Consider the following 12,727-nt stretch of genomic DNA (forward strand, 5'->3'; position numbering starts at 1 on the left):
TTTAGCGTTTAACAGAAATTAATTGCGGATAAACGGATAGTCCTGCTGAACATATACATCATCATATAACTCAGACGCATCCGGCCATGGTGATTCTTCAGAAAATTTTACCGACTCATCCACTATATCCTTAATTTTTTGATCGATTTCTGCGAACCATGCTTCATCAGCATAATTATTATCTACGATCGCCTTTTTTGTAATTTCGATCGGATCTTTCATTTTGTATGACTCCAACTCCTCTTTTGTACGATACTTCGCGGGATCGGACATCGAGTGGCCTTTGTAGCGGTACGTACGCATTTCAAGGAATGTTGGGCCTTCACCTCTGCGAGCGCGCTGAACAGCTTCATCCATAGCATTATGCACTGCAACAGGATCCATTCCGTCAACCGGCGCGCAAGGCATATCAAAACCTAAACCGATTTTGTAAATATCCGTCATGTTTGTTGTACGCGCTACGGAAGTACCCATTGCGTAACCATTGTTTTCACAAACGAAAATTACCGGCAGCTTCCAAAGCATCGCCATGTTGAAAGTTTCGTTTAGTGCACCCTGACGAACAGCTCCATCACCCATGTAACAAACGTTTACATTGGTTGTTCCTAAATATTTTTCAGCAAAAGCAACGCCTGCACCTAATGGTATTTGTCCGCCAACGATTCCGTGTCCGCCAAAGAATTTTTTCTCTTTGCTGAACATGTGCATCGATCCGCCTTTTCCTTTCGAACATCCGGTCACTTTTCCATACAACTCGGCCATAATTTCATTTGCTCCCATACCACGCGCTAATGCATGTGCATGGTCACGGTAAGCCGTAATCATTGAATCTCCTTCACCTAACACAGACATGGCTCCGGCTAGAACCGCTTCCTGACCGATATATAAATGGCAAAATCCTCTGATTTTTTGCTGTCCGTAAAGCTGACCTGACTTCTCCTCAAACTTGCGCATCAGGAGCATCGATTCATACCAATGTAAATAGGTATCTTTAGTTATTTCTACTGAACTCATTCGAATAAACTCTGTTTTTGGGAAGGCAAATCTAATCATATCATCCTAAAAAAAAGAAAATCAAAAAGTTTTACACTACAACTGTTAAAAATCCGTTAAAGCCTGTAGCTTAGTGAAATTGACAGTTGCATTACTAAATTATTTATTTTAGGTTTGCAATGCTTTAATAACGAAGGGGTTCGATGAGGCGTTTATAGTCTGTTAAACAATTAACTAGAGACGATTTTAGAATGGGGAAAAAATTAATAGTAGCTATGCTATTAGTGGGCACATTTGTGTCGGCAAATGCACAAACAATAAAGAAAGAAACAAAAACGGAAACGGAAGATCCGGATAATCTTGCTAAAGATTATTTCTCACAAATAATGGGAATAGCTGTTTCGGCAACTCAAAATGTAAAGCTTTATCAATTTATATACGACTGGATAGGCACTCCGTACCGCTTAGGTGGCGATACGAAAAAAGGCGTCGATTGCTCTGGCTTCGCTTACCAGTTATATGACAAGGTTTTTAATACAGTTATTGCAAACAACTCGCGTAATATATTCAGTATGGTTAACCCGGTTGATAAAACTGAATTAAAGGTAGGCGATCTCGTCTTCTTTAAAATCCATAGCCGGGCAATTTCACACGTAGGAGTTTACATTGGCGATAATAAATTCGCACACTCATCAAGCAGCCGAGGCGTAATGATCAGCAACCTGAACGAACCGTACTGGCAACGTTATTATTACAAAGGTGGTCGCCTTATCGAATCTATCCGTGAGAAACTTGACACGGATAACAATTAACGAAAGAACTAATTCTCCAAGCCTAAATAAATGAAAGCCGATCAATTTGAACGGCTTTCGTATTTTCTAAGCTTTCGCTACGTCCTGAGTATTTCTTACTAAGCCAATTCCTGCGAAGAAAAATATAATGCCCAGTATTGCATACACTATTAAAGCTTTTGCTTCACCGGTTCCTTGTACAAATCCTACAGCAGCGTAGATTAACCCGACAATACCCAGTATTGTCAGTATCGTTCCAAATATTCTTTTAACATTCATAGTGATAATTTTATTTATATCCGGTATAAAACAAATCACCTGCCAAAGTGAATTCAATGGAACATTAATCCTACAGAAATTCTAATTGTGCTTACGTTTGCATCACCGATTGACGCTGGGCCAGAGCCTCCGGTATCGAGTTGTTGATAGTTATAACCGGTTTGCGCATTGATAATAAACCCTGGAGATATGCGAAAGCCGTAAGCTACACCAGCCCCCGCATTAAAACCCTGGTTGTAACTTCTGAAGATAGCTGGCGCGTAGCCGCCATATAAATCGAGATGAACGCCAGAAAGATCCGGATTAATAAAATAGGCCGCATTTAATGTTATAGGTAAAACATTGAAGTACGTGCGGCTGCGGTAATCCTGGAAATCACTCTGCGAACTTCCCTCGCTATAAGAATCACTCGTTATGGCAAATCCAAGACTAACTTTATCTGTTACCATTTTTCCGAGACCGGTACTTATGCGAAATGCATTTAACCGGCCATATGGTGTCGAACCATTAATATTTGCCAGGTATCCGATTTCTGTATAACTATACCCCCTGCGTCGTTGGGCCGAAGCATTCGCGGTTGCGAGAACTGAAAACAAAAATAAAAGCACTAAAATTTTAAAACTTCGCATAGCTATATATAAAAGGCCGGAAACAACAATTCCCGGCCAAAAGATTCTACCAGATCTTAACACGTTCGTTATCGGCGCGGTACATTTTATCTCCCGGCTTAATATTGAATGCTTTATAAAATTCAGTCATGTTTGACAAAGGACCATTTACACGATACATTTCAGGCGAATGCGGATCTGAGCTGATGCGGAGACGCATCGTTTCATCGCGGTTCTTAATTCGCCAGACCTGTGCGAAAGAAAGGAAGAAACGCTGATCGGGCGTTAACCCATCGATCTTATCATTACTTTTCCCTTGAGCAGTATTTTTAAAAGCCTGGTAGGCAATTGCAAGACCACCTATATCGGCAATATTTTCTCCCAGTGTCAAGTTGCCGTTTACATGCAAATTGTTGAGTACAGTAAATTTATCATACTGATCGGCAACCATTTTAGTTTTAGCCCTGAATTTGGCGTTGTCCTCTTTAGTCCACCAATTGTTCAGGTTGCCGTCTTTATCATACTGGCTTCCCTGATCGTCAAAACCATGTGTCATCTCGTGGCCGATTACAGCGCCGATCGCACCATAGTTTATCGCGTCATCCGCGTCATTGTCAAAGAAAGGAAACTGCAGTATTCCAGCAGGAAAAACGATCTCGTTAAAACTAGGATTATAGTAAGCGTTAACTGTCGGCGGCGTCATTCCCCACTCGCTCCTGTCAACCGGCTTTCCCAACTTACCGGTCATCTCCTTATAGTTGTGGCGGGCAACAGATTCGAGATTCTCGTAATATTTACCCCGAACAATATTCACATCGTCATACTTTTTCCACTTGTCGGGATAGCCTATTTTCTTCATAAATGCAGTCAGCTTATCCTCCGCTTTCTTTTTCGTCACATCGCTCATCCAGTCAAGTTTCTCGATACGATCGTGATAAACGGTCTGCAAGTTATTAACCAGTTTCAGCATACGGTCTTTTGCATCCGAAGTGAAATATTTCTCCACGTATAGCTGGCCCAGCAACTCACCTAAACTGCCGTCAACGCGATCTACCATCTGCTTCCAGCGTTCCTGCTGCTGCTTTTGACCATTTAACGTACGTCCGTAAAAGTCAAACCTTGCGTCGCGAAAGGGTTTACTCATTAATGAAGCGGCGCCATTAAGCGCTTCGAACTTCAGTTTGGTTTTCCAGACATCAATTGGCTGTGATTTCAATAGCTGATCCAAAGCAACATAATACTTCGGTTGGCTCACAAGCAACGTGTCAGTTTTTATTTCCAGGCGGTTTAAAACATTTGTAAAATCAATATCCGGGATTTGTTTTTGCAGCGTCGCTACCGAATACTTATTGTAATTCTTAACCGGGTCGCGAAGTTCCGTTGGAGTGAAATGCGATTTCGCGATCTCTGTTTCCAGCTTAAGAATTGCATCGGCTTTTTTTGAAGCCGTAGCTTGATCCGTTCCGGTTAAAGTGAAAAGCTTTGCAATATATTTTACATACTGTGCCCGAATATTTTTTGTGGCCGAATCGCTATTGAAATAGTAATCACGATTTGGCAGATTTAAACCGGATTGAAAGAAATTTACGGCATTTTTCGAGCTGATGCGATCATCTGGCTGTACAGCAAAGCTAAACAGGAAGCCATCACCATTTTTAAAACCATCGGCGGCGAGATTGATCAACTCTTTATAATCTTTAACCGCATCGATTTTAGCAAGCAACGGTTTCACCGGCTCGAACCCGCGTTTATCAATTGTCGCTGTGTCCAGCCCGCTTTGATATAAATCACCTACTTTCTGTTCGGTAGTTCCTTCGCTCCGATCTTTGGACGAAACCGCGTCAAGTATCTTTCTCAGATTTTTCTGATTGTCTTCGTACAAAGTATAGAATGATCCCCAGCCGGTTTCTGAAGGCGGAATCTCTGTTTTCTTTGTCCACGCGCCGTTGGCATATTGGAAGAAATTCTCTCCGGGACTGACGGTTGTGTCCATGCCGGCCTTGTCAAAGAAAACGGTTCGTTTCGGAACATCCGATTCTGAACCGGATGTTTTCTTGTCGCTGTTACAGGCTGCAAAAAAGAGGGGAGCTGCCAGCAATGCGCAATATTTACAATTAAACATACTTTAGATTTAGAATATAAAGATGACGAATTTATTTCCTGAGAAGCGCAAAAACTTTAGAAACGTAACGTCATTTTTGCAACTATATCTTTTTAAAGCCGGCGATTTAAAAGTCATTGGAATCTTTCTTCCATTCTTTAGTCGAAAAAAAAAGCTGCTTGTCTAAAAACTTCGTATACCTAAAAGGCAAGTGCGAATTTGCTTCCTGTGCACAAGTAAACCCAAATTAATTATGAAAAAATTATCGGGCATTATTGCAGGTTGTTTGGCTATCATATCTTTTGAACTCAGAGCACAAGCATTGGAAAATTCTTCAGAAGAAAACGCGGTAAAGAAAGTCATAACCGGCGAAACCGAAGCATACGTTAAGAGGGACAGCTTACTGATGTTCAGCTATTATATCAGTGACGACATCACCCAATGCCTTTGGAATAATCTCAACGGTACATATGGCTCATTTAAGGGATTAGCGCAGATCAGGAAAAACTATAGTGATTTTTTCAAAAAGAATCCTGAGCCAGCTGCCGAACCTAAAATTGAGCGCAACAATTGGTATTTCAAAGCATTGAGCCCGGATTGGATGTGGGTGAATTTCATCCAAAAAACAACGATGACCGACGGAAAGCTGTTTACTAACTACGAAACGCGGCTGATGAAAAAGGAGAATACGGGGTGGAAAATCGCTGTGGTGTATTCGCTTGGAGATCATGGTAAGAACTAAGGTGATTGGAGTTGCCTGTTTTTCTATTTGAAAGCCTCCTCCCGGAGGCTTTTTCACTTTTCCATTATGCAAACAACAGATCTCTTCGACGAACATCAAATAGTTAATATAAAAACCGATAACTTCTCAAAAACAGCCTACCTATATCCTTCCTGCTCTTTGTCGAAGATTTTTTTGCCCGGTGAATCGATTTTAGACATTCGGTAAAAACGATTGAACATGCGAACCATTCAGGCTGTTTTTATTTTACTGACCAGTTTCAATTGTCTTGCACAGCAGGGCGAGAACCATACCATCAACGCTATCGCCATCGAAAACTATGTGACGGTTGATGGTATATTAAACGAGGAAGAATGGCGGGATGCGACACCTGTCACGAAATTCCAGCTTAATTTTCCCTCAGATACAGCAAAGGCCAGCTCCGCAACGATAGTACGAGTGCTTTACAATTCTTCCTTCTTATATATTTCAGCAGAACTACATAACGCCGCAAATCGCAAGCCGACGGTTTCCTCCCTTAAACGAGATTTTCCGTTTATCGAAAATGATGCCTTTGCTGTCATATTGAATCCGTTTAACGATCACAGTACTGGTTACGGATTCTACATAAGCGCACTGGGCGTACAACGTGAAGAACAGATTTTTAACGGCAATATGGTCGACGCCAGCTGGGATATCAAATGGCTTAGTGAAGTAAAGTCTGCCAACGACGGTTGGATTGTTGAAATGGCGATTCCCTTAGCTGACATTCGTTTCAGCCAGAAGATTGACGCGATTGGTATCAACTTCATCCGTAATGACATCGGCAAAAATGAGATATCGTCCTGGTTTCCAACACCAAGAAATTTCACTTTCCCCAATTTAACTTTTGAAGGAACGCTGGCTTGGGGTAAGATCCCTAAGCCAAAAGCGCACACCGTTCATCTGTTGCCTAGTTTCACCTCCAATGCATATCAGGTGAGTCAGAATGCTTTTCATTTTAAAGAGAAACCTTCGCTGGATGCAAAAATTGCATTGACAACATCTCTCAATCTCGACCTGACATTAAATCCGGATTTTTCGCAGGCTGAAGTTGATCAGGCACAGGTTAATCTGACACAATATGAATTGTCCTTCCCAGAGAAGCGCTTTTTCTTTATTGAGAACAGCGATCTTTTTTCTGAGTTCGGAGTGAGCAAAGTTGGAACCACCACTCTCCGACCGTTTTATTCGCGGCGAATCGGCCTGACTTACAATGAAAACACCGGCCAGTTTGAGCAAGCATCGATCATTGCCGGCGCAAGAATTAATGGCAAACTCACGAAAGACCTTCGAATCGGATTGATGAGCATTCAAACCGCTTCGTCGTCGTCTTCATTTGAGAATAAGGTTACACACTATCCAAGCCAGAATTACAGCGTGGTCGCCGTGCAGCAAAAAGTATTTTCCAGCTCCAACATAGGCTTTATTTTTACCAACCGTCAGGCATTCGGCAGCGACAGCTCGTCCAAATTTGGCTGGAACAATAAAAATTATAACCGTCTTGCGGGAATTGATTACAACCTGATTTCGAAAGACGGGAAATGGACCGGAAAGCTATACGAGCATGTCATGTTCGACGAAGAGCATACATCATCCGGGGAAGGCGGCTGGCTCAACTACAATTCAAAAAAATTGATTGCCTGGGCGGGTATCACGCGTTCCGGGAAAAATTTCAGTCCGGCGATTGGCTTTATACCCCGAACTAATTTTACGAACCTTTATACAGAGTGGGATTACCTAATCTATCCGAAATCGAAAATTATCAATAACTGGGGTCCGATCATCCACTACAGCGTTTATCAGGATTCTGCGTTTCGTAAAACAGATTACCTGTACAAACTGGGTGGTGTGATAAATTTTAAAGATACCGGCCTTTTATACCTTTTGCTGTTGGGCTACTACACTAAATTATTGACGCCTTTCAACCCATCTCTTAACGAAGGCAAGCTGCTCGCCGCCGGCACAGACTATTACTACAAGAACATTGCATTTTACTATCTATCCGACGCCAGGAAAAATGTATTCGGGGAGCTGTACCTGCAGGCCGGAAAGTATTTCAATGGGAACTTTTCGCAATTCAGCGGTTACCTGTCAACTAAAATTCAGCCATTCGGAACGCTTGGCGTTGTTTATAATTTAAACTTCATTCGTTTACCTGAGCCATACAGCGACAATAATATTTATGCTATCGGGCCCAAAGCAGACATTTCATTCAGCAGGAAATTTTTCTTCAATGCTAATGTTCAATACACTTCGCTAAATAAAAATCTTAATTATTTTTTCCGGATCCAGTATCGGTTCAAACCCCTATCAGATATTTTTATGATCTATGGAAATAATCAGAACACAACCACCTGGCAGCGGAAGGATCAAAGCCTGATTGTGAAATTAACCTACTATTTGTAAAAAAGATTACCAAGATTTCTATGCGCCGGGGGACAAGTCTGTGATAGTTGAGTACACATTCGTTTTCAAAACACAGTGTGGCTGACTAGCCAAAACCCTTCAGGCTGATAACATCATTCCTCGTAATTGCCTTGATCGCCTCATTTTTATAGTTCCGGCCAATGGGAATCGAATAATCGTCCAGTTTGACATGCGTTGTGTCAAATTTATGAATCCGGTCCAGCGCAACAATAAACGAGCGGTGAAGCCGGATAAACTTATTTTCTGGCAGCTTTTGCTCCAGATAGCTTAGTTTGTTGTAGGTGATAATACTGCCATTTACGGTAACCACACGAACATAATCGCGCAACCCTTCAATGTATTGGATGTCTTTTAAGAATACTTTCACCATTTCTCGATCCTTTTTAAAATAGATGTAGGCATGGTCAAAATCATGGAGCAAATGCGAATGTTGATCTTCTGCGTCATTAATTAAAGATGTGCCGGCAACTTTGCTGATGGCCCGGAGGAAGCGTTCGAACGAAATTGGTTTTAGCAGGTAATCTATCACATCCAGGTCATAAGCGTTGAAAGCGTATTCCCGGTAAGCGGTTGTAATGATCACTTTGGGCCGGTTGTGCAAGGCTTGCAATAAACTGATGCCGCTGATCTTGGGCATTGAAATATCCAGCAGCATTAAATCGACCGGATGCTGCCGCAAATAGAGCAGTGCCTCCATAGCGTTGCTGCAGGTTTTTTCTAACACCAGGTTATCAACACGGGCAACATGGCTGCTAAGCAACTGGACTGCCAGCGGCTCATCATCAACTATTAAGCATCTCATGGTATTTGTTTTCTTGTTTTACTGGTTGCCGCCGGTCTGGCGTTAAACGAAGGATGACGATGAAAGTATCTTCCTTAAATACCTGGAAGGAATACCGATCCTTGTAGATCAGTTCAAGCCGCTTCTCAACATTACTGAGCCCGACGCCGTGATAGCCATTACCGTTTACCGGTGCCTCATCGCCCATGCTGTTTTCTACCTTGATGATCAGTTGCTCCTCGTTCGTAAGCACTGAAATATGCACCCAAACTTTGCCGGTTTCGTTTTTAAATCCGTGTTTAAAGCTGTTCTCAACAAGCGGCAGAATCAGCAGTGGTTCAATCTCAATATCATCGATATCTGAGAGCACATCCAGCGAAACATCCAGCCGCTCACAATACCTTATTTTCTCAAGTGAAATGTAATTAGTGATATGATCCAGCTCCATTTTTAATGGTACCCGGGTTTTGTTGCTGTCATAAAGCATATAACTCATCAGCTGCGAGAGTTTATCCACCACCTCCGGTGCTTTATTTGATTTAGCCAGCGTCAATGTATATAAGTTGTTCAGCGTGTTGAATAAAAAATGTGGATGAATCTGCCCCTTTAGAAATTTCAGTTCGGATTGCAACTTTTCATTAGACAGCTGCTGCTTTTCCTGCTGACCGAAATACCAGGTTTTGGTGAAATAGATGGCAGCGACAATCGCGGCGACAGAGTAAACGCCAAACGTTTCGATAATTACTTTTGGAGGATACAACAGAGGGCGGGTCAAACCTTCCGGATAGTAGGATGGATAAATAAGTTCGTAGCTCACTGTTCGCTGAAGTATTCCAAATAGTGGTATGGAGATAAAAAGGTAAACCAGCGACTTGCCGACGTCCTTCTTTTCATCGGCGATGTGGGTTAAAATAAACAACGTAAAATAGGTGGCGATAAGTTTTACGGGAAGCGCAATCAGCGATGTTTGCATCCTGGTTATTGGATTAACCTCTATGGCGGCTGCGATAGGGCCATCGTAGATATAGAATATCAGCCAAAACAACAGATGCCTGTAAACCTGGGTCGTTCCGCCTTTTGTCAAAAAATCTCTTAGAGTCTTCACCGGTTAGCCTTTATACTAAAATAAGGAGAAATCGACTGATAATAAGTTTTTTATGCAAACGGCGATATTAAACGACAAACAGAACACAACCAATAGACCTTCCGAAATTAATGGAAGCCTTACGGAGAAAATCTCCAAGCCTTATGGAGAAAATATGGAAGCCTTATCCGGACTTTATGAAAGCCTTATGGAGAAAACCTGCAAGCCTTATAATTTTTATCCGGACGCACTTAGTCGCGAAATCCGGTAAAAGTTTATGAAAGATCCTCGTATTTTAAACTCATTTTAGCCACACGTTCTTCCAGACTTTCCGTGGTTAATTTCTCGCGGCTCAACCTGTCGACCATAATAGGAAAAGAAAAAGGTGTGGGACGCTCGCTTTCGGTGATAATAACGTTCAAGCCCTGTATCCGCTGTAATGCTTGCCGCAATCGAAATTCCTCCAGCTGAAATTGCAATGCTTCATTATAGGCCTGTCGAACCAAAACGTTATCACTTTCATATTCACTGAATACCTCAAAAAGCAACGAAGTAGAGGCCTGGAGATGCTTGCTCTTCATTTCCTTTCCGGGGAAACCGGTAAAGATCAGGCCGGCAATATGAGCGATATCACGGAAACGTCGCCGTGCCATTTCATTGGCGTTCAGGCTATGTTCAATATCTTCAATCAGGTTGTCGGTTGTAAATAAATCATTGGCAATAGCTTCTTCAATCGGAATTTCTTCATCAGTAAGCAATTCGAATCCGTAATCATTCATGGCAATGGAATACGTTCCTTTTTTGATTTTCGATATCCGGTAAGCGAATAATGATCCCATTCCTTCGTGTACCAGCCTGCCGTCGAAAGGATAAAAGAAAAGATGGTAGCCATCCCGGGACGTAAACTTTTCGATCAGAAAGTCAGTTTTAGCGGGCAATACGGAAAGCTCCATCTGCAGGTTGAACAGGGGGCGGAGGGTTTTTATTTCAATATCCTCTTCTACGCCCAGAACCACCTCATCCAATTTCTCGCGGAACATGGCAGAAAGCTGAGACGACAGCGGCATACGCCCGCCCATCCAGCTAGGAATGATTCCCTTTTTCTTGTTGGATTTTTTAACATATGCTGTCATATCCTTTACCTTCACCAGCTCTAGACTGCGCCCTGCAAACCAGAAAACGTCGCCAACTTTGAGTTTTGAGATAAAGTATTCCTCGATAGAACCCAGGTAACCACCGCTTAGAAATTTGATCCGGATGTTTACGTCCCCTACTATCGTCCCCATACTCAAACGATGGCGCATGGCTACGCGCCGGCTGGTGACTTTATAAATACCATTTTCAACCTCTACCTTCAAAAATTCATCATAGGCCGACAGCGTCTTCCCACCTTTGGTAATGAAATCTAGTATCTGCTGATAATCGTGATATTCAAGGTCAGCATATGCGTAACAGGTTTTCACTTCCTTAAAAATCATTTCGGGGCGGAAGCCGTCGGAAACTGCGAGCGTCACAAGATATTGCATCAACACATCCATTGCGAGTAAGATCGGGTCACGACTTTCAAACACGCCTTCCTTAATGGCTTGTTTCAAAGCGGCGCCTTCAAGCAGTTCCATGGAATGTGTCGGAACGAAATACGCTTTCGAGGTCGCACCAGGGTGGTGGCCGCTCCTACCCGCACGCTGCATAAAGCGGGCAACGCCTTTGGGACTGCCGATCTGGACCACGGTATCAACCGGGCGGAAATCTACACCGAGATCTAGGCTCGAGGTACATACTACCAATTTTAAAATTTCATTGTGCAGAGCTTCTTCCACCCATTGCCGCAGCTCGTTATCCAGCGACCCGTGGTGCATGGCCATAATGCCGGCATATTCCGGATACTTTTCCAGGATCGCCATGTACCAGATTTCCGTTTGCGAACGCGTGTTGGTGAAGATCAGTGTGGTCTTACTTTTCTCCACGATCTGCATCACCTCGGGCAAAAGCTTAATGCCTAGGTGCCCTGCCCAGCTAAACTCCTCGATATTTGGTGGAATAACCGATTCGATGATTATTTTCTTGTCGATATTGGCCCGGACCAGTTTTACCTTTTCAGGATCGAAATTATTTCCCAAAAGTACCTCTGCCGCCTGTTCTAAATTACCAATGGTTGCGCTAATGCCCCAGATGCGGAGGTGTTGGTTGTGAGTTGTTAGTTGCTGGTTGTTGGTTGTAGGGATTGAAAGCGGCTTGATTTTTAAAGCCTTGACCCTGGACAATCCGAGCTCCAACTGCACACCCCGCTTAGTTCCCAACAACTCATGCCATTCGTCGGCAACTATTACCTGCAGATTTTCGAAAAGCTTGGGGTAATCTTTTAATGCAAGCATCAGGTGAAGGCTCTCCGGTGTGGTGAGCAGCACCTCGGGCTGTTTCTTTTTTAACTCCTGCTTTTCTTTGGCGGGTGTGTCACCAGTACGTGTACCTATTTTCCAGGGAATTCCAAGGTCGTCGACCACCGTTTGCATTGCTTTGCGGATATCGTTGGTCAAAGCACGCAGGGGCGTAATCCACAGCATGAGCAGGCCGTTATCTTTCCGTGTCTGATAATCTGTTGGATACCTGTCGATATAATCAATCAGAAATGGCAAAAACATAGCGAATGTTTTACCGCTGCCCGTTGGTGCATTTAAAAGGCCCGAGTATCCGGCAAGATAAACCTCCTCCATTTCCTTTTGAAACGGAAATTGTCTCCATTTTTTAGTTTTAAACCAGGTGGATATAATCTTTTGGCCGGCAGTCATTATTAGATTGTAAACAGAATTGCTTTCGAAAGTTTTTTTTTGAGCAAAATTCCGGAAAGGTAATTGAAAAATTCAAAGTTTTATTTGATCAAAAACATCGATTGATTTCAA

11 protein-coding genes are annotated in these 12,727 nt (G+C 42.8%); 4 read left to right on the forward strand and 7 right to left on the reverse strand.

Annotation, left to right across the window (positions count from 1 at the left end):
* Window positions 1-18 precede the first annotated feature (18 nt).
* Complete coding sequence (pdhA, locus tag GS399_RS01235; RefSeq protein WP_160842720.1) at window positions 19-1,014, reverse strand: pyruvate dehydrogenase (acetyl-transferring) E1 component subunit alpha; 996 nt, start codon at window positions 1,012-1,014, stop codon at window positions 19-21.
* Between the two features lie 230 nt (window positions 1,015-1,244).
* Between pdhA and GS399_RS01240 the strand changes: the two genes are divergently transcribed.
* The gene (locus tag GS399_RS01240; RefSeq protein WP_160842722.1) at window positions 1,245-1,805 is read left to right on the forward strand and encodes a C40 family peptidase; all 561 of its coding nucleotides are present in this window, start codon (window positions 1,245-1,247) and stop codon (window positions 1,803-1,805) included.
* Window positions 1,806-1,871: 66 nt separating this feature from the next.
* On the opposite strand, the gene GS399_RS01245 is transcribed toward GS399_RS01240, so the two are convergent.
* Genes GS399_RS01245 through GS399_RS01255 form a run of 3 tightly spaced genes read right to left on the reverse strand, consistent with a single transcriptional unit; the run spans window position 1,872 to window position 4,793 of the window.
* The gene (locus GS399_RS01245; protein WP_160842724.1) at window positions 1,872-2,063 is read right to left on the reverse strand and encodes a hypothetical protein; all 192 of its coding nucleotides are present in this window, start codon (window positions 2,061-2,063) and stop codon (window positions 1,872-1,874) included.
* A 53-nt stretch (window positions 2,064-2,116) separates the two neighbouring features.
* Window positions 2,117-2,692 (reverse strand): outer membrane beta-barrel protein, encoded by a 576-nt coding sequence (locus tag GS399_RS01250; protein ID WP_160842726.1) that lies wholly within the window; start codon window positions 2,690-2,692, stop codon window positions 2,117-2,119.
* 46 nt (window positions 2,693-2,738) lie between these two features.
* Window positions 2,739-4,793, reverse strand: a complete 2,055-nt coding sequence (locus tag GS399_RS01255; RefSeq protein ID WP_160842728.1) for a M13 family metallopeptidase — start codon at window positions 4,791-4,793, stop codon at window positions 2,739-2,741.
* Window positions 4,794-5,025: 232 nt separating this feature from the next.
* Between GS399_RS01255 and GS399_RS01260 the strand changes: the two genes are divergently transcribed.
* Both GS399_RS01260 and GS399_RS01265 read left to right on the forward strand, forming a co-directional pair.
* A complete protein-coding gene (locus GS399_RS01260; RefSeq protein WP_160842730.1) occupies window positions 5,026-5,514 on the forward strand; it encodes a hypothetical protein in 489 nt (162 codons plus the stop codon).
* A gap of 219 nt (window positions 5,515-5,733) precedes the next feature.
* On the forward strand, window positions 5,734-7,941 hold the full coding sequence (locus GS399_RS01265) for a DUF5916 domain-containing protein (RefSeq protein ID WP_160842732.1): 2,208 nt from the start codon (window positions 5,734-5,736) through the stop codon (window positions 7,939-7,941).
* An 85-nt stretch (window positions 7,942-8,026) separates the two neighbouring features.
* Here the strand turns inward: GS399_RS01265 and GS399_RS01270 are convergent, their stop codons facing one another.
* Complete coding sequence (locus GS399_RS01270; RefSeq protein ID WP_160842734.1) at window positions 8,027-8,764, reverse strand: LytR/AlgR family response regulator transcription factor; 738 nt, start codon at window positions 8,762-8,764, stop codon at window positions 8,027-8,029.
* Window positions 8,745-9,848 (reverse strand): sensor histidine kinase, encoded by a 1,104-nt coding sequence (locus tag GS399_RS01275; protein ID WP_160842736.1) that lies wholly within the window; start codon window positions 9,846-9,848, stop codon window positions 8,745-8,747. The genes GS399_RS01270 and GS399_RS01275 overlap by 20 nt, the downstream gene beginning before the upstream one ends.
* A 52-nt stretch (window positions 9,849-9,900) precedes the next feature.
* Here GS399_RS01275 and GS399_RS01280 point away from each other — a divergent pair, with 52 nt between their 5' ends.
* The gene (locus GS399_RS01280; RefSeq protein ID WP_160842738.1) at window positions 9,901-10,098 is read left to right on the forward strand and encodes a hypothetical protein; all 198 of its coding nucleotides are present in this window, start codon (window positions 9,901-9,903) and stop codon (window positions 10,096-10,098) included.
* A 4-nt stretch (window positions 10,099-10,102) separates the two neighbouring features.
* Here GS399_RS01280 and GS399_RS01285 read toward each other — a convergent pair whose 3' ends face one another.
* A complete protein-coding gene (locus GS399_RS01285) occupies window positions 10,103-12,616 on the reverse strand; it encodes a ligase-associated DNA damage response DEXH box helicase (protein WP_160842740.1) in 2,514 nt (837 codons plus the stop codon).
* Window positions 12,617-12,727 lie beyond the last annotated feature (111 nt).

This window comes from Hufsiella arboris (genome assembly GCF_009834875.1).
GTDB classification, from domain to species: domain Bacteria; phylum Bacteroidota; class Bacteroidia; order Sphingobacteriales; family Sphingobacteriaceae; genus Hufsiella_A; species Hufsiella_A arboris.

Excerpts from the sequence above, each read along its gene's own strand:
- GS399_RS01250 (WP_160842726.1), bottom strand. The coding sequence starts at position 2,692 with ATGCGAAGTTTTAAAATTTTAGTGCTTTTATTTTTGTTTTCAGTTCTC.
- GS399_RS01240 (WP_160842722.1), top strand. The coding sequence starts at position 1,245 with ATGGGGAAAAAATTAATAGTAGCTATGCTATTAGTGGGCACATTTGTG.
- GS399_RS01255 (WP_160842728.1), bottom strand. The coding sequence starts at position 4,793 with ATGTTTAATTGTAAATATTGCGCATTGCTGGCAGCTCCCCTCTTTTTT.
- GS399_RS01280 (WP_160842738.1), top strand. The coding sequence starts at position 9,901 with ATGCAAACGGCGATATTAAACGACAAACAGAACACAACCAATAGACCT.
- GS399_RS01285 (WP_160842740.1), bottom strand. The coding sequence starts at position 12,616 with ATGACTGCCGGCCAAAAGATTATATCCACCTGGTTTAAAACTAAAAAA.
- GS399_RS01270 (WP_160842734.1), bottom strand. The coding sequence starts at position 8,764 with ATGAGATGCTTAATAGTTGATGATGAGCCGCTGGCAGTCCAGTTGCTT.
- GS399_RS01265 (WP_160842732.1), top strand. The coding sequence starts at position 5,734 with ATGCGAACCATTCAGGCTGTTTTTATTTTACTGACCAGTTTCAATTGT.
- GS399_RS01245 (WP_160842724.1), bottom strand. The coding sequence starts at position 2,063 with ATGAATGTTAAAAGAATATTTGGAACGATACTGACAATACTGGGTATT.
- pdhA (WP_160842720.1), bottom strand. The coding sequence starts at position 1,014 with ATGAGTTCAGTAGAAATAACTAAAGATACCTATTTACATTGGTATGAA.
- GS399_RS01260 (WP_160842730.1), top strand. The coding sequence starts at position 5,026 with ATGAAAAAATTATCGGGCATTATTGCAGGTTGTTTGGCTATCATATCT.